This is a genomic window from Nocardioides sp. NPDC006273, assembly GCF_040613495.1.
GTDB lineage: Bacteria > Actinomycetota > Actinomycetes > Propionibacteriales > Nocardioidaceae > Nocardioides.
This window is the reverse complement of sequence record NZ_JBEXSD010000006.1, coordinates 60,977-84,668: the sequence shown is the minus strand read 5'-3', so window position 1 is coordinate 84,668 and position 23,692 is coordinate 60,977. Positions and strand designations below refer to the sequence as shown.

Below are 23,692 nucleotides of genomic sequence, written 5' to 3'. Positions count from 1 at the left end.
CACCGCACCGCAGCATGAGGAGAAGTCACATGTCATCGAGCACGTCGGATTCCGTGAGGACGCCGGATATCATCGCCTCAGAGCTCTTGATCGGTGGCGTCGCGACCGCTGCCGAAGGTGGCCGTTTCTTCACGACGACCGAGGCGCTCACGGGGGAGCCGATCGCAGACGTGGCCGCAGCGTCGGTCGCGGATGCCAAGCGTGCGGTCGAAGCCGCGGCTTCGGCACTGCCGGAGTGGGCCGCGGTGTCTCCGGGGGAGCGCCGCGCAATCCTGCAGCGTGCTGCTGCCTTGTTGGAGGAGCGGGCCGGTGAGCTCGTTCCGCTGATGGGGCGGGAGATGGGCGCGACCGCTCCGTGGGCCGGGTTCAACGTTCACGTTGCGACCGGAATGGTGCAGGAGGCAGCGGCACAGACCTACGCGATGGTCGGGGACACGATCCCGTCCGACGTCCCGGGGATGTTCGCCATGGGCGTACGTCAGCCAGCTGGCGTCGTGATCGGAATCGCTCCGTGGAACGCCCCCCTGATCCTCGGCGTGCGAGCGGTCGTCATGCCGTTGGCGTTCGGCAACACCGTGGTGCTCAAAGCCTCGGAGCAGGCGCCACTGACGCAGGCCATGATCGTGCAGACCTTCATCGATGCCGGCGTACCGGCCGGAGTGATCAACCTGATCACGAACGCTCCGGAGGATGCCGCCGATGTGGTCGAGGCGCTGGTTTCGCACCCGTCCACGGCGAGGGTGAACTTCACCGGCTCCACCAAGATCGGACGAGTCATCGGCGAGATCGCGGGCCGTTACCTCAAGCGCGTGGTGCTCGAGCTCGGTGGAAAGGCGCCGTTGGTGGTCCTCGCCGATGCGGACCTGGAGAAAGCAGCCGCAGCAGCCAACTTCGGCGCCTTCATGAACCAGGGTGAGATCTGCATGTCCACCGAGCGTCTGATCGTGGACGCCGCGGTCGCGGACGCGTTCAGCGACAAGCTGGTTGCGCGCGCCTCGCGCCTGACCGTCGGTGCCCCGGACGACCCTCGATCACAGCTCGGCCCCTTGGTCCATGCAGGTGCTCGAGATCACGTCATCGGCCTGATCGAGGACGCCAGGGCCAAGGGGGCCAAGGTCCTCTGTGGCGGAACCCACGACGGTCTCTATGTGCACCCGACGGTGCTGCGGGGCGTCACGAGCGAGATGCGTATCTACACCGAGGAGTCCTTCGGGCCGGTCGTGTCCATCATCGAGGTGGATGGCATCGAGACGGCGATCGAAAGCGCGAACGACAGCGAGTACGGGCTCTCCGCCGCGGTCTTCACCGAGAACGCCGGCACCGGATTGCAGGTTGCCAAGCGGATCCGCTCTGGTATCTGCCACATCAACGGGCCCACCGTGCATGACGAGCCGCAGATGCCCTTCGGCGGCGTCGGCGCCAGCGGCTGGGGCCGGTTCGGCTCGAAGGCCGCGCTCGAGGAGTTCACCGAGCTGCGCTGGATCACGATCCAGACCGGGGATCGACACTACCCGATCTGACGGGCCTCAGCCCACGCACTCGTCACCAACCTCACCACTTACCGAATGCCCTTCGCGAAAGGACAAGGATCATGACCGTCACCGCCTTGAACCCGTTGAACCCGCCGATTGAGGTCCGCAGAGGCCCACGGTGGATCAAGCGTCGCATGGAGACGCTCGACCCGCAGCGGGACTACACCGAGATCGTCAAGCTGGGCTCTATGTTCCACGTCAACGACTTCGTCCTCGACTGGGCGTTCACGACGATCATGTGTCGTGCCACCAATGGGCACAGCGCCGTGGCGATCAACCGTGAAGGGACCGGCAAGCTGGTCACCACAGCCGACAACCGCTTCGATGACACCACGCACCATTTCCTCGTGTGGAACGAGTTCGGCCCCGACTCGCCGGAGACCAAGCGCTCGGTCGACATCATCAACGCGCTGCACGCCAAGTTTCAGAAGGTCTACCCCTCCGCGTTCGACGACCTGCCCCTGTGGATCTACGTCATCGCCTGGGAGGTCGCTGGCCTCTCGATCCTCGCCGAGGAGTACATGGGCCTGCCGAAGCTCAGCGCGAAGGAGCGAGAGGCTCGCGCCGTGTGGGGACGCAAGCTCGCAGAGTCCTTCACCTACATCGACGGCGGGCCACTGAGCGATGTCATGCCCCATCTCGAGACGTTCGAGGACTTCGTCGCCTTCGTCCATGAGTACGAGTCCCAGCCGTGGACGCCGGACGCGAACACGAGGGCATGCCACCAAGCAGTGCTTGACAAGTACGCTCAACGTAACAAGCGACTTCCCCGCCCGCTCGCCGATGCTCTGGTGACCACCTTCTGGCACGACGGGCAGTTCGAGTGCAACGGCATCGAGAGGCCGACCCCGTTCTGGCGATCGGCGGCCAAGAACTACATGCGCGCCGCGCTGGTCGGAACCCAGATGATGCCGTCTCCCAAGGAGTCTGTGGTCGAAAAGATCCTGCGCGAGGCGCGCGAGCAAGGTAAGGCTCTTGGCCCGATCATGCGCTCGTCCATCACGGCCGGCGCTAAGGCGGACCAGAGCGATGACACCGCGTCAGCCGGGTGCCCGATGGGCTTCGGCGCGGCCGCAGAGGAGTCCACCGACAAGATCTCGGGCGCGTGATGTCTTCGCAGACTGCGCCCCACCTCGCCGACAGTCCACTCATCAGCTCGCGCCGCGGTCAGTTCTGGGTCCCGGGCGATGTCATCGCCTCGGACCACGGCACCGTGCAGCGAGGCCCGATGTACGTCACCTGGGAGGCCCCCGAGTCAGTCACCCAACCACACCCGGTGGTCCTGGTGCACGGCGGTGGGGGACAGGGCTCCGAATGGCTGTTCACCTTGGACGGCAAACCGGGCTGGGCGACCCACTTCGTCGCGGCTGGCTTCGCCACTTACGTGGTCGATCGACCGGGGATGGGGCGGTCGCCCTACAACCCCGAGGCAATCGGCGCGATGGGTGCCGCCATCCCATACGAAGGCGCCATCGGGATCTTCGCACCGCCCGACCGGGCCGCCGACCATACTCAGTGGCCCTACAGCCGAGAGATCGGCGGACGGGAGCTGGACCAGCTGATGGCCGGGTTCGGTCCCCTGCCGGCTGATCTGGCCGCGTCACAGGAGCTCGATGCCGCCCGAATCGTGTCGCTGCTCGACATCATCGGGCCCGCGGTGCTGGTAACGCATTCTGCCGGAGGACCCGCGGGATGGCTCGTTGCGGACAAGGCACCCGAGGAGGTCGTCGCGATTGCCGCTGTCGAGCCCATGGGTCCTCCGTTCGCGACGTTCCCTTTCGGTGCGCTCGACTGGGGGTTGACCACAGCCCCGGTCACCTTCGCCGGCTCGTTCCAACATGCTCAAGACGTCCGCGACGCTTTGCCGGCCGACCTCCGGATCCCGTCCTTCGCAGACAAGCCCGTCGCGGTCTTCACGGCCAGTGCCTCGCCGTTCAGGGACTGGGCCCCCGCAACCGTCGACTTCCTCAGTACGGCAGGCGCGAAGGCGACCTGGGTCGACCTGCAGGAGTCCGGCATCGTCGGAAACGGACACGGCCTCATCTTCGAGGTCAACGCGCACGAGACGGTCAGACCCGTCATCGACTGGATCTCTCAGCTGTCCAGCTGAGGCGCAACACCCCGCGCCAAGGCCGCACCCCGGTGCGTTGACGTGCGGACATCTCGGCGCGCTGCATCGACCCCAGTTCCAGCAAGCCACCAACTAGATCAGGAAGTAGGAGAGATGAACTCCATTGCCCGGAATGACATGCGACCGTCGGCCTACCCCGCGGAGTGGGACGTCGCGTTCGTACCTGCCACGCCGTTGCCAGAGGGATACGGTGTCGGTCGCGAGACCAAGCATCTGAAAGCCGGCACCGTGCTCATCGAGGGCGGGAAGCCACTGCCCTGCGACGTGGTGTGGGAGCAAGACATCCCGGTCACCCTCCGCGACGGCGTGGTCATCTACACCGACGTCCTCCGACCCGCCGACCAGGACACCAACCTCCCCGCCATCGTCAGCTGGAGCGCCTACGGCAAGTCGCTACCGACCGAACCGCCGTTCGGAGTCCCCAGGGAGAACTTCTCGGGTCTCGCGAAGTTCGAGGGGGCTGATGGCGCCTTCTGGTTGGACAAGGGCTACGCGCTGGTCAACCCTGACGTCCGCGGAGCTGGAAAGTCCGGCGGCGACATCCAGAACTGGGGCTCGGTGGATGGTCACGACGGCTACGACCTCATCGAATGGGTGGCGGCGCAGCCCTGGAGCAACACCAAGGTCGCGTTGTACGGCGCTTCGTGGCTCGCTTACGCGCAGTGGGGTATCGCCGCCACGAAACCGCCGCACCTCGCGGCCATCGCTCCGTGGAACGGGATCTACGACCCCTTCCGCACCCACCTGCGTTGGGGTGGTATCCCGGACCCGGGTTTCTTCGGGTTCCTCCCTTTCATGATCCCCGGTGACACGAGCGCGATCGAGAGCGTTGCGGACATGGCGATGCGTGAGGGTCTTTACAACGACTACTGGCAGGACAAGACCCCGGACCTGTCCGATGTCACCGTTCCGGCCTACGTCGTCGTCGACGGTGTCACCGGGCTGCACTCGATGGGAGGACCCGAAGCGTTTCGGCGGTTGGGGTCGAGCGAGAAGTGGTTGCGGATCAACAACACCCAGGAGTGGTACGACCAGTACAGCGACCGCTACCAGGAGGACGTGCTTCGGTTCTTCGACCACTACCTGAAGGGCGACGACAACGAGTGGCAGGAGACCGCTCGTGTCCGAGCGTGCATCATCAATGCAGGTGGTGAGGACCTCGTCGACGTGCCGTTCGCCGAGTGGCCCCTCCCGGAGACCCGCTATGAGAAGGTCTATCTTGACGCTGCCAGCGGGCTCCTCTCAGCAACACCACCGAAGCAGCCGTCAACCTCGAGCTATGCCGGCGTGGATGGATCCACCACGTTCACGCTCAAGCTCACCGAAGCCATGACGCTCGTCGGCTACATGTCGGTACGGCTCTGGGTCGAGGCACAGGATGCCGACGACATGGACCTGTTCCTCCTGGTGGAGAAGCTGGACGCCGAAGGCAGCCTGCTTGCGCCGCACCGTGAGCACGCTGACACCTACCCGATCTCGCCCCCTGGTGCGCCAGGTCGCCTCCGAGTCTCGATGCGGGAGCTCGATTCGACGCTCTCGACGGAGTTCCTGCCCGTTCACGCCTTCAGGGAGGCCAAGAAGCTGAGTCCCGGAGAGGTCGTCCCGGTCGACATCGGCCTCACGCCACGCGCCTACCACTTCGAGCCCGGACAGCAGCTGCGGCTGACCGTGGCCGGGTGGAACGTCCGGGGCACTGGTGTCGACCTCGAGGCGACTGAGGAGGGCCCCTTGCGCGGCGGTCGACAGGCCGCCGTGAACCCGCCTGCGGACAACCACGGCACACACATCATCCACTCCGGTCCCGACCACCTGTCGTACATCCAGGTCCCGGTGATCGAGGGCCCGCACTAGACGCAGTTCCCGGTCGAGGTAACGCCTGCAGGCGTTACCTCGACCGGGAAATTGCACGTCGCGTCGATTGGTGCGGACGGCGGGCGCCACGAGCGGCACAGGCCCGCGCCAGCGGTGCAACACACCGCGGCGACCTGCTGGTGGGTGAAACAAGCTGCCAAGCAGTCAGTGCCGACCAAGGTCGTCGCGGAAACGTACTCCCGGCCGCCATCCCAGTGTGCGTGACAAACCGAGACCGCTGGTGATGACTGACGGCAGCACCGTTTGCGGCTGAACAGAGCCCGAGCGTACGACCACTGAGAGGGCTGCCACAACGTGGCCTTCTCGGTCGAGGACGCGTGTGGCGATCGAGTCGGCGCCATCGGTGAGCTCGCCACGTACGAGCGCATATCCGGTGCGGCGGCATTCCGCCAGCTCCTGGCGCAGGACCCGTGGGTCCGTCACCGTCTTGGCCGTATGCCGCCGCAGCTCGCCGCTGATCACTTCATCGATCAGGTCGCTGCCCGCGTGGCTCAGAAGGACCTTGCCGACCGCCGAGCAGTGCAACGGGAGCCGTCCACCCACCTGGGACATCAGCCCAACGGCGCGAGGCGCGGAGAGACGCTCGAGGACTACTGCCTCCTGACCTTTGAGGACGGCAAGCTGCACGTGTTGGTCGAGGGCCGTGAAGAGATCTTCCATGAACGGCTGCGCCATGGTGCGAAGCGATTCGGTCAACGGCGACAGGGTTCCGAGCTGCCACAACCGCAGTCCTACGACGTACCGGCCGTCCGGGCGCTGGTCGAGGGCGCCGGCTTTTGCCAGTTCCAGTACCAAGCGGCGCGCAGTCGGGTGCGGTAGACCCGTCCTGCGCGCCAGGTCCGCGAGGCTCAGCTCCGGGGCGTCGGGTGCGAAGGAGAACAGCAGCTCCAACAGGCGCGAGCTGACGGTGCGGCCCGGCTCGCTAGTCCTCGGCATGACCTACGCCCCTACCTCGCTGGTGCGGCTTCGCGGCCCCGGGGATGTTCGTTGAATGACACATGATGCCCACAAAGGTACGTCACCAGGGAACCATGCGGATGTAAAGGCCGCTCGCGCCGACTGCGTCCAGTTGACGGCGATGGGCGGAGCACTCTTCCACGCGTACAAGGAGCTTGACGATGACAACACGTACCGCCGACAAGCCGAGGCTTGCCATCCTGGGTGGCGGAATCGGCGGCCTGGCAACTGCTGCGTTCCTGCGGCGAGAAGGGTTCGACGCCACGGTCTTCGAGCAGGCTACCCGCATCGCCGAGGTCGGGGCCGGCCTGGTGGTCGCCCCCAACGCGGCACGGCAGCTGCGCCGCCTCGGAGTGCTGGAGGAGCTGGCCAAAAATGCTGTCAAGCTCGAGACCGGCTGGGAGTTTCGGCGCTGGCAGGATGGCACCGTTCTCTCGTCCGAGAATCTGGCATCCTCATGCCAACGGTTGTATGGCGAACACACCTACACCGCGCACCGGGCTGACCTATTGGCGGCCATCCAGTCCCGGGTCCCGGTCGAGGATGTGATCCTTGACCGCAAGTGCGTGGGCCTGGATACGAGCGGGAACACCCTCCGCCTCGACTTCGCCGGTGGCGAATCTGCGGAGGCTGACGTTGTCATCGGCGCCGATGGGGTCCACTCGATCGTGAGGAACACGCTCTTCGGAGCGTCGGCGGCGACCTACTCCGGCCTGTGCGCCTTCCGGGCTCTTGTGCCGGCGGATCGGGCGCCAGAGTTCGCCCGGCGGCCTGCCCAGACTCTGTGGATCGGCCCCGCACACCACCTGGTGCACTACCCGGTCGCAGGAGGTGACTACGTCAATCTGGTCGCTTTCGCTCCGGCCGGCGACTACACCACCGAGTCGTGGACCGCGACCGCGACGGTCGATGAGTTCCTTGCCGAGTTCGAGGGTTGGGACCCACGCCTGACCGACCTCATCCGCGCCGCTGGCGTTCCGGGACGCTGGGCGCTGCTGGATCGTGAACCTCTGGCCCGGTGGTCCGAGGATGGAGTGACCTTGCTCGGGGATGCCGCGCATCCCATGTATCCGTTCTTCGCGCAGGGAGCGGCCCAGGCGATCGAGGACGCCGCGGTCCTAGCCCGTTGCCTGGCCGAAGGTGTAGACGACCCGGCGACAGCCCTGCGTCGTTATGAGGCCATCCGGATTCCCCGCACGACCAAGCTGCAAGCCGCCAGTCATATGAGGGCAGAGATCAACCATCTGCCCGACGGGCCCGAGCAGCAGCGGCGCGACCAGGCCTACGCCAACGAGGATCCGCTGCTCGTCAACGGATGGATCTACGGCCACGATCTCGAAGCGTCGTTCGCGGAGACGGTGGCGGTGCGGTGAGGTTCGTTCACGAGTCCTTGCCCCAGCGGGTCGTGTTCGCGCCAGAATCAGCGCCCGAGGCGGTTGCGGCCGAGGTCTCGACGCTGGGTGCGAGCCGTGTGATGCTGATCGCGTCAGATCGCGAGGCGGCGCTGGCGGACCCCATTGCTGCGGAGTTGGCGGTGGTGCGACGTCATGGCGAAGTCGTCATGCATGTTCCTGTCGCGTCGGCAGAGCGTGCCCGCGCAGCAGCGGCCGTGAGTCGGGCTGAGGTCCTGGTGACGGTCGGCGGCGGGTCCACGACAGGATTGGCGAAGGCGGTGGCTCTCACAACCGGTCTGCCGATTGTCGCGGTTCCCACGACCTACGCTGGTTCGGAGGCGACCAACGTGTGGGGTCTGACCGACGGCGGGGCCAAGACGACTGGCGTTGATGAAAAGGTCCTGCCTCGTTCGATCGTCTACGACGCTGGACTGCTGACATCGCTCCCGGCCGACATGGCTGTGGCCAGCGGGCTCAATGCGCTGGCGCACTGCGTCGACTCGATGTGGGGCCCGCGGGTCGACCCTGTCGATCAGGTGCTTGCGGGCGAGGGGATCCGGGCGCTGGGCGCTGGTCTTCCTGTGGTTGCCGACGACGGCGAGAATCTCGAGGGGATCGGGCAAGTGCTCTACGGCGCCTACCTCGCCGCGGTCGCGTTCGCATCCGCCGGATCGGGGATGCATCACAAGATCTGCCACGTGCTTGGTGGGATGTTCGACCTGCCTCATGCTGAGACTCACGCAGTCCTTCTGCCATACGTGGTGGCGTTCAACGCTCCCAATGCTCCTGAGGCCGAGCAGCGCATCGCAGCCGGATTCGGGTCGATGGGTGCGGCCGAAGGATTGGCGGAGCTGCGGGCGACCCTGAAGGCGCCGGCCGCTCTGCGTGACTACGGCATGCCGAAAGACGGTATCGCCAAGGCGGTCGAACCGATCCTGACTGCGATTCCGAGGGACAACCCCACTCCCGTGACACCTGAGAACCTCGCTGCGCTCCTGCGCGCGGCCTGGGAAGGAGATCTGCCATGAGCGACATCTACAGCGACACCGAGACCCATCTCGAGTCCGGCTCGACTCTGGTCGGCGCACACGGACGCGCCCTGCGAGAGGTCAGCGCCGAGCAGCAGACCGTCGAGCAGACCCTGGTCGACAACGTCGTCATGAGCTTCGTCTCATGCGAGGACCCGCGTCTGAGGGAGCTGATGGTCTCCCTGGTCGAGCACCTGCACTCCTTCATCCGCGAGACCCGGTTGACCGAGGGTGAGTGGGCGACCGCGATCGACTTTCTCACCAGGGCCGGCCACATCACCGACGACGTGCGGCAGGAGTTCATCCTGCTCTCCGACACGTTGGGTGCGTCGATGCAGACGATCAACGTCAACAACCAGGCCTACGCCGATGCCACCGAAGCCACCGTGTTCGGGCCGTTCTTCGTAGAGGACGCCCCGGGCATCGAGCTCGGTGGCGACATGTCCTTCGGAGCCCCCGGCGAGCCCTGCTGGGTGGAGGGAACGGTCCGCGACACCGACGGTAAACCGCTGGGGGGTGCGCGGATCGAGGTGTGGGAGGCCGACGATGACGGGCTCTACGACGTGCAGTACGACGCCGGCAAGCGGGCTGCCCGGGCCCACATGTTCACCGAGCGCGACGGCAGCTACCGCTTTTGGGGACTCACGCCCACCCCCTACCCGATTCCCGATGACGGGCCAGTCGGTCAGATGCTCGCTGCCGTCGGACGTTCCCCGTTGCGTGCCGCACACCTGCACTTCATGGTGAGCCACCGCAGCGCGCGCACCTTGGTCACTCACATCTTTCCCGAAGGTGATCCCGTCGGCTGGAAGGACTCAGTGTTCGGCGTCAAGAAATCCCTCATCAAGAAGTTCGACCGGCAACGCGTCGGCACTCCGACGCCCGATGGCCGGGCCATCGACGGTACGTGGAGCAGGGTGCGCTTCGACATCGTCCTCGTGCCTTCCGACGGGTGACCGCTCGGACACGGCTTGTTGGTCATTGAATGACCTCTTGCTTTCCGGTGCCGGGGACTGGCCCTCAGGATCGACGAGTGATCTCGGCCACATCGAAGTGCCGAGCTGCTGGATGACCACTACTTGATCTGCGAAGGAACGAACCATGACTGACGTGTCGACCGAGACCGACCAGCCCACCCCTCCGGGCCTCACCCAGCGAGATCTCGACCGTGCCCTCGCGGCGATCGCCGCCGCGATCGGAGAGGACAAGGTCGCCACGGATGGGGAGGCGTTGGCGGACTTCCGCGATCCCTATCAGTTCCCCGGATCGGAGACGAATCTCCCTTCCGGCGTTGCCAGCCCGAGCACCGTCGAGGACGTACAGGCCATCGTCCGTCTCGCCAACGAACACCGGATCCCGGTCTGGCCGATCGGCCGGGGAAAGAACAACGGCTACGGTGGCGCTGCACCGCAGGTTCGCGGATCGCTGATGGTGTCCTTCCGCAACATGAACAGAGTCCTCGAGATCAACGAGGAGCTCGGCTACGCCATCGTCGAGCCCGGCGTGAGCTGGTTCGACCTGCACGATGCCATCAACGCCGGCGGACACAACCTTGCCGCCTCCATCGTCGACATCGGCTGGGGCGGGGTCGTGTCGAACACCCTTGATCATGGCATGAGCTATATGCCGTACAGCCTTGACCAGGCTTCCCACTGCGGCTTCGAGGTCGTCCTTCCGAGCGGTGAGCTGCTCCGCACGGGCTCGGGCGCGATGGACAGCAACCCGGCGTGGCCGCTCTACAAGCGTGGACTCGGCCCTACGTCCACAGAGCTGTTCATGCAGTCCAACTTCGGCATCGTGACCAAGATGGGCTACTGGCTGATGCCGAAGCCCCAGATCTACATGCCCCTGTGGTTGCAGCTGTGGGACGACTCGCAGATGCCGGCCGTGGTCGACGCTTTGCGCGGCTTGATGCTCGACGGCACCATCAACATGCGTCCGCAGATCGTCAACACTCTCTGCGTGGCATCGATGCTGACTGCGCGTGCGGACTGGTACGACGGCTCCGGCGCGATGCCCGACTCGATCATCGACAAGATCGCCAAGGACCTAGGTATCGGGCGGTGGATGATGCGGTTCGCGCTGTACGGCGACGAGTCCGTCGTCGACCACAACTTCGCCAAGCTCAAGGAGCGGTTCGAGTCGATCCCCACGGCCACGGTCACGGGTGAGAAGCACGGTCCCGACGCCTGGGAGACATTGCCGAACCCGGGCGAGCGAGTCCAGATCGGAGTGCCCAGCATGGACCTCTACAAGATGGCCGGATGGTCGGGAGGGGACGAAGGTGGCCACGTCGACTTCTCCCCTGTGGTGCCAATGACCTCGAAGGCCGTCAAAGCCGCGCAGGAACTGTTCTCCTCGATGTGTAACGACGCAGGTTTCGACTACATCATGGGAATGCTGCCGATCAACGCGCGCTCCGCCGCCATGGTGAACATGATCCCCTTCAACACGCACGACGAGGTGCAGGTCGAGGCGGCGTACGCGCATGCGAAGCACATGGTCGCCACGGCCGGAAAGCTGGGATACGGCGAGTACCGCGCCCATCTGTCGTTCATGGACCTTGCAGCGGACCAGTACGGATTCAACGACCATGCACAGCGCCGGTTCAACGAGACCATCAAAGACACGTTGGACCCGAACGGGATCATCGCACCCGGCAAGTCCGGCATCTGGGGCACGCGGTTCCGTCGCGCCGGTTTCCCGCACCAGTAACGCACGCCATCAGGGAGAGAGAACGCGATGTTTGCCGTCTATGCTCGCGAACCCAACTACGAGGAGCCGCTGAAGTCGCTTGCTACGGGCGAGCGACCCGAACCGGATGTTCCGGATGGCTGGGTCAAGGTCGCAGTGAGGGCCGCCAGCCTGAACATGCACGACATCTGGACACTCCGCGGAGTCGGCATCAAAGGTGAGCAGTTCCCCATGATCTTGGGGTGCGACGGCGCCGGCGTCTTGGAGGACGGCACCGAGGTCGTCCTCCACTCGATCATCGGCGACGCGGATCGGGGCGGGGACGAGACGCTCGATCCTCGCCGTACATTGCTCACCGAGCTGCACCAGGGAACGTTTGCGGACCACGTCGTCGTACCTGCCCGCAACGTTGTGCCGAAGCCTGCTGGCCTCTCCTTCGCCGAGGCCGCGACCATGGGGACCGCGTGGCTGACCGCCTATCGGATGCTGTTCGTGAAGTCGGGTCTCCGGCCCGGGCAGACCATGCTGGTGCAAGGTGCGTCTGGTGGCGTCTCCACGGCGCTGGTCCAGCTCGGACGAGCCGCAGGTCTTCGGGTGTGGGTCACGGGGAGGACCGCAGCCAAGCGCGCTCTCGCAGAGCAGCTCGGCGCGCATCAGAGTTTCGAACCCGGTGCGCGGCTCCCTGAGCGCGTCGATGGGGTCTTCGAAACCGTCGGCAAAGCGACATGGGGCCATTCGATAAAGGCGCTCAAGCCGGGTGGGGTCGTCGTGGTTTCAGGCTCGACGAGCGGTCCCGACGCGGAGGCCGAGTTGCAGCGGGTGTTCTTCCTTCAACTACGGATCCTCGGTTCCACCATGGGCACCCGGGCGGAGCTGATGGACCTGTTGCAGTTCGTGGATCTGGCAGGAATCCAGCCAAGGATCGGTGCACAGATGGCGCTGCGGGATGCTGAGACGGGCTTTCGATCGATGTTGGAAGGTGACACCGAAGGCAAGATCGTGTTCGTCACCTAGGTGTGCTGGCCGGGGTGCTCGTTGCCGCAGGGCCGGACACGTCCTCGGTCGGATGCTGCTGAACCGGGCCAGACCGTTACGTGAGGAGGTCGAGCGGCCCGCGTCGATGCGCGCTACACCGACGACGTCTGGGCGTAGGTCTCTGCACGTCGCCCGCGTCCAATACATCGCGCACACCCCAGCTGCTCGTCCTTCCGATCATCGACGCTGATAAAGATCCGCCTGGTCACTAGGAGTAACCCATGAATATCCACCTCGAGGAACGAGTCGGGGAAATTCTCCGCGAGTTCGCTTCGCCGGCCGCGAGCGCGCCCGAGCTGATGTGTGATCGCCATCCGCGCGCTGGGGTCGCGTTCAGGTTCATCGATGCGGAGCTGGCGGAGGTGTCGTTGACCTATGGCGTGCTCGCCGACCGGTCGCGACGGATCGCGTCGGTGCTGAGTGCGCATGGCGTGCGTGCGGGTGATCGGGTGGCGACGCTGATGGGTAAGGACGTCGATCTGCCCGCGGTGATCCTGGGGATCTGGCGTCTGGGGGCGGTTTACATGCCGTTGTTCACGGCGTTCGCGGCCTCAGCTGTGGCCGACCGTCTCGATCAGGGCGGGGTCGGCGTGGTGGTCACCGACGGTGACCAGTTCGACAAGCTCCCCGAGGACCGTGTCCGGCTGGTGGCCGGCCTGGACACAGGTGCCGCTGCTCCCGTCGGTGGTATCAATCTCGCGGCCGTCGTGGCGGCCGCCTCCCTGTGGGAGGGGCCGGTGCCGACCGGGCCCGAGGTGGAGCTGACCCACATGTTCACCTCTGGAACGACGGGCAAGCCCAAGACGGTCATCCATCCGCTGGCTTATGTGGCGGGGTGGCAGGCCTACCTCGAGATCGGCCTCGGCGTCGATGACCGCTCGGTCTACTGGAACGCCGCCGACCCGGGCTGGGCCTATGGCCTGTACGCCGGGGTGGTCGCGCCGATGTGCGCGGGCGTCTCGAACATCGTGAGCACGGCGAAGTTCGATGCCGAGACCACCTGGTGGATCCTGGAGACGTACGGGGTCACCGACCTGGCGGCGGCGCCCACGATCTTCCGTGGCCTGCGAGGTGCGAAGACGCGGGCGGAGCTGCCGGCGTTGAGGCGCCTCTCGAGTGCTGGTGAGCCGCTCACGCCCGATGTGTTCGCCTGGGCGCAGCAGCAGTGGGGATTGGAGATCCATGACCACTTCGGTCAGACCGAGGTGGGGATGCCCGCGGGCTTCGCCCACCATCCCCACGCCGCCACCCAGGTCCAGCCGGCAGCGATGGGCTACAGCTTCCCGGGCTGGTCCCTGACCGCCCTCAGGCTGGATGAGGACGTACCGGCCGAGGCCGGCGAGGTCGGGCGGCTGGCGGTGCGTGTCGCGGAGAGTGCGTTCTTCACCTTCACCGGGTATGGCTCCGATCGTGGTCACCGCGGTGACCGGTTCAGCGCCGACGGGGAGCTCTACCTCAGCGGCGATCTGATCACGGTCGACTGCGATGGTCTGATCCACTTCTCCTCTCGCGATGACGACGTGATCCTGATGGCCGGTTACCGGATCGGCCCGTTCGACGTCGAGAGCGCGCTGGGCACGCATCCGGCGGTGGCCGAGTGTGCGGTTGTGGCCGCGCCGGATGAGCTGCGGGGCGAGGTGATCCATGCGTTCGTCGTGCTGACCCCGGGGTTCGAGCGCAGCGACGCTCTGGTGAAGGAGCTGCAGGACTGGGTGAAGAAGGAGTACGCCGCCCACGCCTACCCCCGCCAGATCGAGTTCGTGGCGGAGCTGCCCAAGACACCGAGCGGCAAGGTGCAGCGCGCGGTGCTGCGCAAGCAGCACGCCGAAGTCGGGGGCGCCCGGTGACGAAGTTGTGAGTGAGGTCCTCATCACAAGTCGCAGCGGTGACGTCGAGACCTGGACGCTGAACCGGCCCGACTCCCGCCGCGACCTGAATCCGACACTGGTCGGTGCCACGTACGTTTCGCTCCTCGAAGCCGATGTGCGGGCGCAGCGAGAACTAGAGGCTCATGGAGTTGAGGATACTTTCGGCCACCTTCAGCGTCGCCGCACAGTAGAGGTGCTGCGTAGGCGCACTCTGTTGCAGTTGCGTCAGGTGGCCGGACGGCGCGCCACCATGAGGCCGATCTCGCCCTGTTGGACGACCGTTCTGTCCTGGTTGAACATGACGAACTCTCGTTCCAGGATCCCGACGTTGCCCGAGCTGGCGGCGCGGACATCAGCGATGCGAAGCGTGCAGTGGACGGTGTCGCCGACGAAGACCGGGTGCTTGAAGGTCCATCCGTTGATGCCGAGAAGCGCCACCGAGCAGCGTTCGAAGATCCCGAGACGAGAGACCAGGCCCATGGCGACCGACAAGCCCAGGACGCCGTGGGCGATGGGCTGCCGGAATCGGCCGTGTGCACTGTGCTCTGCGTCGGTGTGTACGGGGTTGGTGTCCCAGCTCCATCCGGCGAAGGACACGAGGTCGGTCTCGGTAATGGTCCTGCCCTGTGTGCGGAACACCTGGCCGACGGCGAAGTCCTCGAAGTACCAGTCGGCAGGTGAGCTTGTCTCGTGCGTCATGTGCACGAGTATTGCGAACCACCGATGTCTTCAAGCCTGCATGCAGTTAAGACTTCATTTATACTGTGGGCATGGCTATGGCGGCGCCTGAGGCGACAGCACGGGAAACGGGTACTTCGCGGGCTCTGGTTGCCCTCAAGCGCATGGTGCTGCGAGGTGAGCTCCTTCCCGGAGAGCAGCTTCGCCAGGAGCGGCTTGCGGCCCAGCTGGGTATCAGTCGAGTTCCCTTGCGGGAGGCGTTGCTGGTTCTGGCGAACCAGGGACTTCTTGACCACAAGAGTCAGCAGGGCTTCGTCGTTGCGAAGCGGACCCATGACGAGCTCGCGCAGGTCCACTTCATGCTCGACCTGCTCGAGTCCGAGCTCCTGCGCACGCTGCGGTGGCCCGATGAGCCGATGATCGCTCAGTTGCGCGACCTCAATCGTCGTATGGCGGACCTGGTCGAGGCCCCGGACTGGTTCGAGATCGTCGAGTTGAACCACAAGTTCCACAGCACGCTGTGGTCGCTGTCGACCCGTAACGTCATCTGCGAACAGGTGGAACGTATCTGGCCTCTGGCTGACGCCTACGTCGCTCGTGCCTACCGGCTGCCGAAGGATCGCCAGGCGGCAGTTGACTTCCACGAGCGGATCATCGATGCGGTCGAAGCCCGAGATGTCGAGGCACTCGAGCAGGTCAGCTCCGACCATCGACGCGCCACCATCGAAGGTGCGGAGCCGACCTTCCTCTAGTAGGTCTTCCCGTCGTCGCGAAGCTCGGGGAACTGGTCGTCGCGCCACTCGTCGACTCTGGTTTCTCCAGACGCGGCAGCGTTCTCGCGGCTTCGGAGGTCCACGCGGCGGATCTTCCCGGAGATCGTCTTGGGCAGGTCGAAGAACTCGAGCCGCCTGATCCGCTGGTACGGCGCCAGCCCCGCCCTCGCGTGCCTGAGGATGTCTCGGGCGGTGTCTTTGTCTGCCTCGAAGCCGGATGCCAGGGCGACGCAGGCCTTCGGCACGGAAAGCGTCAGCTCGTCCGGCGCGGGACCACGGCAGCCTCGGCGACCGCGGGGTGCTCGATGAGCACGCTCTCGAGCTCGAAGGGCGAGATCTTGTAGTCGTAGTCCTTGAAGACGTCGTCGGTCCGGCCGATGTAGAAGATGTATCCGTCCTCGTCTCGTGAGGCGACGTCGCCGGAGTGGTAGGAGCTCCCACTGACCCCGGGCTTGACCCGCGTTCCAGGCACGTTCCCGATAGCCGCGGCAGCCCGGTCTGTCCGGACCCCGTCGCGGACGGTCAGCCCCACTTGTCACGGACCTGGTCCATCACCTCTGAGTTCAGCGGCTTCCCCGGCCGCCTGCGCGTGGCGTTGGTCTGTCATGGTCCCGGCCGTCAAGGCTTGAAAGTGGCCGGCATCACACTCTATTGTGCAGAAATGCATTCAAAAGTCCATGCATTCCCGGGCTTCGCGAGAGCGACCTGCACGGAGTTGGCGTAGGTGGTGACGAGGAGCACAGGTCGTGGTAAATTGAATGCAAAGTTGCATGCATCCCGCCATCGCGGCATCTCGCGGTTAGGAACGACGCATCATGCCTACTGAAGATCCCCACCTGGAACGACTCGGGACGCTGGACACCTGTGCAGTCTCGGATGCTCTCGACGCGCTCGGGCTGCCGGGCGCAGCGCTGGGCATCCATTCGGTCACGGGGCGGCACCGGGTGTCCGGACGCGCTGTGACGGTCGAGTTGGTTGCCGCCGGCACCGTCGAGTCGCCGCGCCACCTCGGCACTGCGGCCGTAGACGCCTCTGGGCCAGGTGATGTCGTCGTGGTGGCCCATGACGGCCGGACTCACGTCTCAGGTTGGGGTGGCGTCCTCAGCGCCGGAGCGCGGAAACGTGGGATCGAGGGCATTGTCGTCGACGGGGCGGTCCGCGACGTCGATGAGGCGACCGACCTGGGGTTGGCGGTCTACGCCCGTGCAGGCGTACCGGTCACCGCACGCAGTCGTGTCGTGGAGCGCGGCTGGAATGTCGACGTCACGGTAGCCGGCGTAGATGTGGCCCCGGGCGACTACGTGGTTGCGGACGGCAGTGGAGTGGTCTTCGTGCCGGCCGCTCACATCCAGACCGTGCTCGACAAGGCCGAACTCGTAGCGGCAAAGGAGCGCGCGATGGTCGCGAAGGTGCACGAGGGCGCGTCCATGGTCGAGGTCATGGGCGCCGACTACGAGAACTTGCTGGCCCAGTGATGAGAGGACAGGCGAAGATGAATTCGAACAATGACGAGGGCGTGCTGCGCGAGCTGGCGCTCCTCGACACCAGCCATGTCAGCGACGCCTTGGACAAGCTGGAGATTCCGGGACAGATTGCCGGCCTGCTTCCCCTGCAGCGAAGTGACCGCCTCGTCGGTCGCGCGTTCACGGTTCGCTACGTACCGATCACCGGCACTTCTGGCACGGTGGGCGACTACGTCGACGACCTTCCCCCGGGCACGGTCGTCGTCATCGACAATGCTGGCCGCCTGGATACGACGGTCTGGGGGGACCTGCTGACCGCGACCGCGCACCAGCGCGGACTCGGCGGCACGGTGATCGACGGAGTCTGCCGCGACTCGGACCGCGCCGTCGAGCTCGGTTACCCGGTCTACGCCCGGTCCCGGTGGATGCGGACCGGGAAGGACCGGGTCCGTGTCGACAGCTACGACGTGCCGATCACGCTCGGCACGACGTGTGTGGAACCAGCCGACTACCTGGTCGGTGATGCCGACGGCGTCGTCTGTATCCCGGCCGGCCGGGTCACCGAGGTGATCGACCTCGCCGTCGGCATCCGCGAGGCTGAAGAGGCGATCCGAGCCGCCGTCGACGGTGGCGCCAGCCTTCGTGAGGCCCGTGACAACTACGGCTACCACCAGCTTCAGACGAAGAAAGGCTGACCACATGAGCACGCCATGGCGACGCTCCGTCGACCTAGAGGGACTCCACCACGGAGGGGCACCCATCCCGCAGGCCTCGTTGGTGGGCTCGCTGCTGATGTCCAGCGGCATCAACGGGATGGACCGCGAAGGCAGGATCCCGCCCGAAGCCGAGGTCCAGGTCGCCTTGGTCTTCGACAACATCCGCGCTCTGCTCGTTGAGGCCGGCGGCGATCTCGGCGACATCGTCAAGTGCACCTTCTTCGTCAAGGACCGCGGCATCCGGGAGCTGATCGACCAGCACTGGGTCACCGCCTTCCCCGACGCTGCCAGCAGACCGGCCCGTCACACCCTCGTTCAGGAACTCTCGGCCACGCAGCACCTGCAGTGCGAGCTGGTCGCCAACATCGAAGGACTCAACCGATGATCATCGACTCCCACGCCCACCTGGTCGCTCCTGATGGGCTCTACGCATACCGCGCCAACCTGCTCGCCAACGGCGGCTACTTCTTCGGTTCCCCGAAGGTCAGCGACGACGACCTCGCCGCCTGCGCCAAGCTGAACGTCGACGCTCTCGACGAGGTCGGAACCGACATACAGCTGCTCTCTCCCCGGCCTTACGGCCAGGGCCACTCGATGACCCCAGCGTCGATCGTCGAGCCGTGGATCGCGGCCAACAATGACATCATCGCCCGCACCGTGGAGATGCACCCCGACCGGTTTGCCGGCGTCGCCGGACTGCCGATCGTGCCGGAGCAGGCGGTCGAGCACGCGTTCGGCGAGCTCGAGCGCACCGTCAACGAGCTCGGATTCGTCGGCGCCCTGGTCAACCCCGACCCGACCGAGGGCCTTGGCAAGCCGCCAACTCTGAACGACCCCTACTGGTGGCCGCTCTACGAGAAGCTCATCGAGCTCGACGTGCCGATGCACATCCACTCGGCCGGCTGCTACTCAGGCCGGGAGTCCTACAGCGAGCACTTCATCACCGAAGAGTCGATCGCCATCCTCTCGCTGCTTCGCAGCGACGTGTTCCAGCGCTACCCGGCGCTGCGGATCATGATCTCGCACGGTGGGGGATCGGTGCCCTACCAGATCGGCCGTTGGCAAGCCGAGCGGTTGCTCCCGATTCTCGGCGGCAACGATGACGAGGAGCGCTTCGAGGTCGCGCTGAAGAGGTTCTACTTCGACAGCGTCCTGCACAACCCCGCATCTCTCGAGCTGCTCCTCAAGACCGTGGGGCCGGACCGGGTTCTGTTCGGGACCGAGCGACCAGGCAGCGGCTCGGCGATGAACCCTGACACCGGACACCACTTCGATGACTTCAAGCCCGTCATCGACAAGATCGACTTCCTCACCGACGCCGACCGACGCGCGATCTACCAGGACAACGCGTTGGCGGTGTACCCGCGGCTGGCCAGTCGCCTGGCGAAAGCGGTCTCATGAACGAGGACGGAGTCGAGATCCCGGGCACCGTCGTCTTCGACGGCCGGCAGGCTCGGTCCGGTCTACCGCTCAACAATCTCGCCATGGCTCTCAACAAGGCGGCGGAACGAGAGCAGTTCGTTGCCGATCCCGAGGCGTTCATGGCCCGGTTCCGACTCAGCGAGGAGCAGAAGGAAGCCGTACGTCAGCGCGACTTCCTCAGGATGATCGAGCTCGGCGGAAACATCTACTTCATCTACAAGATCGGGATGGTCGACGGGCTCAAGGTGCCGGACATCGTGGCGCGCATGGCCGGTCAGACCACAGAGGAGTTCGTCGAGATGATGCGCAACGGGGGGAGGAGTCCGCATGGCTGAGGTGATCGCCGGCGTCGGCGTATCGCACGTCCCGGCGCTCGGGGACGCGATGGAGAGTGGTCAGGAAGGTCCGGCCTCCGCGGTCTTCGAGATGTTCGAGCCGGTCCGGGACTGGGTGGAGAAGCTCGATCTGGACACACTCATCGTGATCTACAACGACCACGCCGCTGCGTTCTCCCTTGAGCTCTACCCCACGTTCGCCATCGGCGCCGCGCCCTCGTACGCGCCGGCAGACGAAGGCTATGGTGCCCGCGAGGTCCCCGACTGCGAGGGTGACCTAGACCTGTCATGGCACCTGATCGACAGCGTCATCCCCGAGGGCTTCGACCTGGCCATCTGCCAACAGCTTGACGTCGACCACGGGTTCACCGTCCCGCTGACCGTTCTCTACGGGAAGCCAGAAGAGTGGCCGGTTCGCGTCGTGCCGATCGCGGTCAACGTGGTCCAGCAGCCGACCCCATCTGCGCAACGATGCTTCGATCTCGGCCGGGCAATCGGCCGGGCCATCGCCTCCTTCCCGGAGGCCCGGCGCGTCGGGGTCGTGGGCACCGGGGGAATGTCTCATCAGCTACAAGGGACGCGAGCCGGACACATCAACCAGGAGTTCGACCGCCGCTTCCTCGCCGACATCGCAGACGACCCGGCAAACCTGGCCGCGCTGAGTAACCGCGAGTACATCCTCGAGGCCGGCTCTGAGGGTGCCGAACTCGTCATGTGGCTTGTCATGCGGGGAGCGATGGCAGAGGCGGTCAACGTCGCCTACTCCGCTTACCACGTGCCGGTCTCCAACACCGGTGCCGGGATCATCGCGCTCGAACCACTTCTGGCTCAGTAGGGCGAGCCGCACCGGTGACCACCTGAGCAGCCAGCCGGCTGCCCAGGTGGTCGCCGCTGATCGGCACAACTTCGGCCCTTGAAGCCGTTGCGTCAGTTCGCGCAGCTCGCGACGCCCGCCGGACTCGTCTGGCACGCCCGGCTCGCTCGTGTCAGAGGCCCATGAAGGTCGTTCCAGCCTGCCGTCTCGCGGTGCCCGGAGTCACGGAGTGAAGTTTTGTCTGAACTATTGCATTCAATCTTGCCGTCATTTAGCGTACCGATTGTGACTGAGACCACATCGACCGGCAACCGGTCCCTTTTCTCGGCGGCGACCCTGCATGAGGCGGCCGGTCGCGTAGGAGCCCTGCCGGCCCGGCTTCGGCCGGCGTACGCAGGGGCAACGTTCAGCGGCCCTGCGCGGCCGGTGGTGTGTCCGCAGGGCGACAACCTGTGGCTGCATCGGGGGGTCTACGCCGCGCAGCCTGGTGAGGTTCTGGTCGTGGCCACCACGGGCGAAGAGGAGTACGGCTACTGGGGCGAGATCCTGAGTGTGGCGGCTGCGAGCCGCGGCCTAGGTGGTCTCGTGCTCGATGGTGGTGTGCGCGATACCGAGGTTCTCGGCCAGGTGGGCTTTCCCGTGTTCGCTGCCACGACCTGCATGCGCGGCACCATCAAGGATCCGGAGGCTGGCGGTGGTTTCCCGGAGCGGGTCACGATCGGCGGGATCACGATCGCGAAGGGCGACATGGTCGTCGGAGACGCGGATGGCGTGGTTGCCCTGCCGAAGGCCCGGGTCGACGAGGTACTGAAGGCCTCCAGAGAGCGCGAGGACAAGGAGGCCTCGATGATGGCCGCTCTTCGCGCAGGGGCCAGCACGATCGAGCTGATGGGTCTGACGCCATGAGCATTTTTCTGACGCGCGACATCCGTGCGGTTCTGGAGAACGAGTCGCGCACCACAACGGGGTCGAATCGGTTCACCGAACTGCGGGCCGACGTCTACGAGCAGATTCGGATCGCCAAGCAATGCTCAGGAGGAACCAAGTGAATGTCGCACCCAGCACCGCCGCGGACGAGGTCGTCCCGGTTCTCATCGTGGGCGGAGGCCCGGCCGGTCTCACGCTGGCCTTGGAACTGGCGCAGCGTGGGATCGACGGTCTGCTGGTCGAACGGCGCGACTTCTCGCCTCGCTATCCGCGCGCGCATCTCCTCAACGTCCGCACGATGGAGACCTTCCACGACATCGGGGTCGCCGACGACGTCTATCGTCTCTCGCCGCCGGAGGACCAGTGGCACCGGGTCGCGTGGTACACCTCGCTCGGCGGCCCCACCGATCTTCACGGACGCAGGATCGGGTACGTCGACGCGTGGGGTGGTGGCCACGACCTGACCTCCTACCGCACGGCCAGCCCTCGCCCGTTCGCCAACCTGCCCCAGATCCGGGTCGACCGGATCCTGTGGGAGCACGCCGATCGCGCCTGGCCAGGCCGCGTGCTCGGTAACACCGAGCTGGTCGACCTGGTCACCGAGGACGACGGTGCGCTGGCCACGGTGCGCGACGTCACGACCGGTGAGACGCGCACGATCCGGGCCCGCTACGTCGTGGCCGCGGACGGCGGCCGCACGACGGCGAAGCTCCTCGGGGTCGAGGCCATCGGCCCGCGCGCACTGCTGGATCTCATCAACGTCTACTTCTCCGCCGACCTGTCCGACCATGCGGACGAGGAGGCGCTCATCACCTACTTCATCAATCCCGAGGGGCAGGGCAGCTTCGAGGGTGCGCTCCTGGGCCTGGGCCCTGACCGTTGGGGTCGCCACTGCTCGGAGTGGTCGGCTGTTGTCGCGTTCCGGATCGGCGACCCGAACGGGCAGGATCACGAGCAGCTGGTCGAGCGCGCCCGCCGGATGATCGGGGTCGAGGATCTCGAGATGGAAGTGCACTCGATCAGCCACTGGCAGTTCGAGGGAGTCGTCGCGGAGCGGTTCCGTGTCGGTCCCGCGCTCATCATCGGCGACGCCGCACATCGGCACCCACCGACCGGCGGCCTCGGCCTGAACACGGCCGTCGGCGATGTCGCCAACCTCGCCTGGAAGCTGGAAGCGGTCCTCGCCGGCTACGCCGAGGACGCGCTCCTGGACACCTACGAGCTCGAGCGGCAGCCGGTTGCCGCACGGAACGTTGAGCACTCGCTTCGTAACGCCGGCCGGCACGGCCCCGTCGCTGCTGCGCTCGGTCTTGGTGCCGGCCTCAGCATCGAGGAGGGTTGGCAGGAGATCGGGACCTGGGCGAGTGACACCGACGAGGGCGCCGAGCGGCGACGCGCTGCCGAGACGGCGATCGCCGCCAACGCCGAGGACTACAGCCAGCTCAACGTCGAGGCCGGCTTCAGCTACGAGGTCGGCGCGGTTCGCCCCGACGGCACACCACCGCCCGCCACCCACGACTCGGCGACCGAGTTCACCCAGACCAGCCGCCCGGGGCACCACATCCCTCACGTCTGGTTGAACCAGGACGGGCGGCAGGTCTCGACCTCCGACCTGGTCGCTCGCAGCGGGTTCACCCTGTTCGTCGCCGCGGACGCCGCCGACATCTGGACCGAAGCGGCGACCGTTGCCGAGAGAGAGTCCGGATGCCCGATCCGAGTCGTCGCGGTGGGGTCCGGGGGTGCCTACCAGGATCCGACAGGGGAGTGGGCCGCCGCCCGCGATATCGACCGCAGCGGCGCGCTGCTGGTCCGCCCCGACAGGCACGTCGCGTGGCGGACGGCCACCGCGCCGACCGCCACGGCCGAGGTGCTCTCCGGCACGGTGACCAGCCTGCTCCGCGGCGAGGTCGAGGGAGCACCCTCGGCGATCCTCGAGCGCATCGAGCAGATCGCCGAGGCGGGAGAGCTGCTGCGAACAGGTGGACCCCGTGACGCCGAACTGTTCGAGGAGCTGGCCACCGCGGAGTCGCTGGGCAGCCGCACCTAAGGCGCT

At 66.1% G+C, this 23,692-nt stretch carries 23 protein-coding genes; 19 read left to right on the top strand and 4 right to left on the bottom strand.

All coding sequences use genetic code 11. The annotated features are described in order from the left end of the window. Positions 1 to 53: 53 nt before the first annotated feature. The 4 genes from ABZZ22_RS04595 to ABZZ22_RS04580 all read left to right on the top strand — a co-directional run bounded on the left by ABZZ22_RS04595 (position 54) and on the right by ABZZ22_RS04580 (position 5,514). A complete protein-coding gene (locus ABZZ22_RS04595) occupies positions 54 to 1,520 on the top strand; it encodes an aldehyde dehydrogenase (protein ID WP_354927269.1) in 1,467 nt (488 codons plus the stop codon). Positions 1,521 to 1,666: 146 nt separating this feature from the next. Beyond that, the gene (locus tag ABZZ22_RS04590; protein WP_354927267.1) at positions 1,667 to 2,641 is read left to right on the top strand and encodes a hypothetical protein; all 975 of its coding nucleotides are present in this window, start codon (positions 1,667 to 1,669) and stop codon (positions 2,639 to 2,641) included. Beyond that, positions 2,641 to 3,642, top strand: a complete 1,002-nt coding sequence (locus tag ABZZ22_RS04585) for an alpha/beta fold hydrolase (RefSeq protein ID WP_354927265.1) — start codon at positions 2,641 to 2,643, stop codon at positions 3,640 to 3,642. Before ABZZ22_RS04590 ends, ABZZ22_RS04585 begins: the two co-directional genes overlap by 1 nt. Before the next feature lie 114 nt (positions 3,643 to 3,756). Further along, positions 3,757 to 5,514: a CocE/NonD family hydrolase gene (locus ABZZ22_RS04580; protein WP_354927263.1), complete on the top strand. Its 1,758-nt coding sequence runs from the start codon at positions 3,757 to 3,759 to the stop codon at positions 5,512 to 5,514. Positions 5,515 to 5,679: 165 nt separating this feature from the next. Here the strand turns inward: ABZZ22_RS04580 and ABZZ22_RS04575 are convergent, their stop codons facing one another. After that, the gene (locus ABZZ22_RS04575) at positions 5,680 to 6,426 is read right to left on the bottom strand and encodes an IclR family transcriptional regulator (RefSeq protein WP_354927261.1); all 747 of its coding nucleotides are present in this window, start codon (positions 6,424 to 6,426) and stop codon (positions 5,680 to 5,682) included. Positions 6,427 to 6,653: 227 nt separating this feature from the next. Between ABZZ22_RS04575 and ABZZ22_RS04570 the strand changes: the two genes are divergently transcribed. From ABZZ22_RS04570 to ABZZ22_RS04545, 6 genes are all read left to right on the top strand, one after another. Continuing rightward, on the top strand, positions 6,654 to 7,865 hold the full coding sequence (locus ABZZ22_RS04570) for an FAD-dependent monooxygenase (RefSeq protein ID WP_354927259.1): 1,212 nt from the start codon (positions 6,654 to 6,656) through the stop codon (positions 7,863 to 7,865). After that, positions 7,808 to 8,914 carry a maleylacetate reductase gene (locus ABZZ22_RS04565; RefSeq protein WP_354927257.1) on the top strand — a complete coding sequence of 369 codons (1,107 nt, stop codon included), beginning with the start codon at positions 7,808 to 7,810 and terminating at the stop codon, positions 8,912 to 8,914. The genes ABZZ22_RS04570 and ABZZ22_RS04565 overlap by 58 nt, the downstream gene beginning before the upstream one ends. Then, positions 8,911 to 9,870, top strand: coding sequence for a dioxygenase (locus ABZZ22_RS04560; RefSeq protein WP_354927255.1), 960 nt, complete (start codon positions 8,911 to 8,913; stop codon positions 9,868 to 9,870). Before ABZZ22_RS04565 ends, ABZZ22_RS04560 begins: the two co-directional genes overlap by 4 nt. A 145-nt stretch (positions 9,871 to 10,015) precedes the next feature. Beyond that, positions 10,016 to 11,629, top strand: a complete 1,614-nt coding sequence (locus ABZZ22_RS04555; RefSeq protein WP_354927253.1) for an FAD-binding oxidoreductase — start codon at positions 10,016 to 10,018, stop codon at positions 11,627 to 11,629. Between the two features lie 27 nt (positions 11,630 to 11,656). Next, entirely contained in the window at positions 11,657 to 12,622 is a 966-nt protein-coding gene (locus ABZZ22_RS04550; protein ID WP_354927251.1) for a zinc-binding dehydrogenase, read from the top strand. A gap of 242 nt (positions 12,623 to 12,864) precedes the next feature. Next, a complete protein-coding gene (locus tag ABZZ22_RS04545; RefSeq protein ID WP_354927249.1) occupies positions 12,865 to 14,490 on the top strand; it encodes an AMP-binding protein in 1,626 nt (541 codons plus the stop codon). Positions 14,491 to 14,736: 246 nt separating this feature from the next. On the opposite strand, the gene ABZZ22_RS04540 is transcribed toward ABZZ22_RS04545, so the two are convergent. After that, complete coding sequence (locus tag ABZZ22_RS04540) at positions 14,737 to 15,210, bottom strand: MaoC/PaaZ C-terminal domain-containing protein (protein WP_354927247.1); 474 nt, start codon at positions 15,208 to 15,210, stop codon at positions 14,737 to 14,739. Between the two features lie 71 nt (positions 15,211 to 15,281). Between ABZZ22_RS04540 and ABZZ22_RS04535 the strand changes: the two genes are divergently transcribed. After that, positions 15,282 to 15,941 (top strand): GntR family transcriptional regulator, encoded by a 660-nt coding sequence (locus tag ABZZ22_RS04535; RefSeq protein ID WP_354927245.1) that lies wholly within the window; start codon positions 15,282 to 15,284, stop codon positions 15,939 to 15,941. On the opposite strand, the gene ABZZ22_RS04530 is transcribed toward ABZZ22_RS04535, so the two are convergent. Beyond that, on the bottom strand, positions 15,938 to 16,207 hold the full coding sequence (locus ABZZ22_RS04530) for a hypothetical protein (RefSeq protein WP_354927243.1): 270 nt from the start codon (positions 16,205 to 16,207) through the stop codon (positions 15,938 to 15,940). The two genes, ABZZ22_RS04535 and ABZZ22_RS04530, sit on opposite strands and share 4 nt — an antisense overlap. A gap of 8 nt (positions 16,208 to 16,215) precedes the next feature. Further along, positions 16,216 to 16,494, bottom strand: coding sequence for a hypothetical protein (locus tag ABZZ22_RS04525; protein WP_354927241.1), 279 nt, complete (start codon positions 16,492 to 16,494; stop codon positions 16,216 to 16,218). 283 nt (positions 16,495 to 16,777) lie between these two features. On the opposite strand from ABZZ22_RS04525, the gene ABZZ22_RS04520 reads away from it, so the two are divergent. The 8 genes from ABZZ22_RS04520 to ABZZ22_RS04485 all read left to right on the top strand — a co-directional run bounded on the left by ABZZ22_RS04520 (position 16,778) and on the right by ABZZ22_RS04485 (position 23,686). Continuing rightward, a complete protein-coding gene (locus ABZZ22_RS04520) occupies positions 16,778 to 17,437 on the top strand; it encodes a demethylmenaquinone methyltransferase (RefSeq protein ID WP_354927239.1) in 660 nt (219 codons plus the stop codon). A gap of 17 nt (positions 17,438 to 17,454) precedes the next feature. Further along, positions 17,455 to 18,120, top strand: coding sequence for an RraA family protein (locus ABZZ22_RS04515; RefSeq protein WP_354927237.1), 666 nt, complete (start codon positions 17,455 to 17,457; stop codon positions 18,118 to 18,120). 4 nt (positions 18,121 to 18,124) lie between these two features. Next, the gene (locus ABZZ22_RS04510; protein ID WP_354927235.1) at positions 18,125 to 18,526 is read left to right on the top strand and encodes a RidA family protein; all 402 of its coding nucleotides are present in this window, start codon (positions 18,125 to 18,127) and stop codon (positions 18,524 to 18,526) included. Further along, a complete protein-coding gene (locus ABZZ22_RS04505; protein WP_354927233.1) occupies positions 18,523 to 19,542 on the top strand; it encodes an amidohydrolase family protein in 1,020 nt (339 codons plus the stop codon). The genes ABZZ22_RS04510 and ABZZ22_RS04505 overlap by 4 nt, the downstream gene beginning before the upstream one ends. Beyond that, positions 19,539 to 19,898 (top strand): hypothetical protein, encoded by a 360-nt coding sequence (locus tag ABZZ22_RS04500; RefSeq protein ID WP_354927231.1) that lies wholly within the window; start codon positions 19,539 to 19,541, stop codon positions 19,896 to 19,898. Before ABZZ22_RS04505 ends, ABZZ22_RS04500 begins: the two co-directional genes overlap by 4 nt. Then, entirely contained in the window at positions 19,891 to 20,733 is an 843-nt protein-coding gene (locus ABZZ22_RS04495) for a class III extradiol dioxygenase subunit beta (protein WP_354927229.1), read from the top strand. The genes ABZZ22_RS04500 and ABZZ22_RS04495 overlap by 8 nt, the downstream gene beginning before the upstream one ends. Positions 20,734 to 20,997: 264 nt before the next feature. Beyond that, entirely contained in the window at positions 20,998 to 21,618 is a 621-nt protein-coding gene (locus tag ABZZ22_RS04490) for a dimethylmenaquinone methyltransferase (protein WP_354927227.1), read from the top strand. A 139-nt stretch (positions 21,619 to 21,757) separates the two neighbouring features. After that, positions 21,758 to 23,686, top strand: a complete 1,929-nt coding sequence (locus ABZZ22_RS04485; RefSeq protein ID WP_354927225.1) for an FAD-dependent monooxygenase — start codon at positions 21,758 to 21,760, stop codon at positions 23,684 to 23,686. Positions 23,687 to 23,692: the final 6 nt, after the last annotated feature.

Coding starts and splice junctions, on each gene's coding strand:
- ABZZ22_RS04590 (WP_354927267.1), top strand. CDS start 1,667: ATGGAGACGCTCGACCCGCAGCGGGACTACACCGAGATCGTCAAGCTG.
- ABZZ22_RS04585 (WP_354927265.1), top strand. CDS start 2,641: ATGTCTTCGCAGACTGCGCCCCACCTCGCCGACAGTCCACTCATCAGC.
- ABZZ22_RS04580 (WP_354927263.1), top strand. CDS start 3,757: ATGAACTCCATTGCCCGGAATGACATGCGACCGTCGGCCTACCCCGCG.
- ABZZ22_RS04570 (WP_354927259.1), top strand. CDS start 6,654: ATGACAACACGTACCGCCGACAAGCCGAGGCTTGCCATCCTGGGTGGC.
- ABZZ22_RS04565 (WP_354927257.1), top strand. CDS start 7,808: ATGGATCTACGGCCACGATCTCGAAGCGTCGTTCGCGGAGACGGTGGC.
- ABZZ22_RS04560 (WP_354927255.1), top strand. CDS start 8,911: ATGAGCGACATCTACAGCGACACCGAGACCCATCTCGAGTCCGGCTCG.
- ABZZ22_RS04555 (WP_354927253.1), top strand. CDS start 10,016: ATGACTGACGTGTCGACCGAGACCGACCAGCCCACCCCTCCGGGCCTC.
- ABZZ22_RS04550 (WP_354927251.1), top strand. CDS start 11,657: ATGTTTGCCGTCTATGCTCGCGAACCCAACTACGAGGAGCCGCTGAAG.
- ABZZ22_RS04545 (WP_354927249.1), top strand. CDS start 12,865: ATGAATATCCACCTCGAGGAACGAGTCGGGGAAATTCTCCGCGAGTTC.
- ABZZ22_RS04540 (WP_354927247.1), bottom strand. CDS start 15,210: ATGACGCACGAGACAAGCTCACCTGCCGACTGGTACTTCGAGGACTTC.
- ABZZ22_RS04535 (WP_354927245.1), top strand. CDS start 15,282: ATGGCTATGGCGGCGCCTGAGGCGACAGCACGGGAAACGGGTACTTCG.
- ABZZ22_RS04520 (WP_354927239.1), top strand. CDS start 16,778: ATGCCTACTGAAGATCCCCACCTGGAACGACTCGGGACGCTGGACACC.
- ABZZ22_RS04515 (WP_354927237.1), top strand. CDS start 17,455: ATGAATTCGAACAATGACGAGGGCGTGCTGCGCGAGCTGGCGCTCCTC.
- ABZZ22_RS04510 (WP_354927235.1), top strand. CDS start 18,125: ATGAGCACGCCATGGCGACGCTCCGTCGACCTAGAGGGACTCCACCAC.
- ABZZ22_RS04505 (WP_354927233.1), top strand. CDS start 18,523: ATGATCATCGACTCCCACGCCCACCTGGTCGCTCCTGATGGGCTCTAC.
- ABZZ22_RS04500 (WP_354927231.1), top strand. CDS start 19,539: ATGAACGAGGACGGAGTCGAGATCCCGGGCACCGTCGTCTTCGACGGC.
- ABZZ22_RS04495 (WP_354927229.1), top strand. CDS start 19,891: ATGGCTGAGGTGATCGCCGGCGTCGGCGTATCGCACGTCCCGGCGCTC.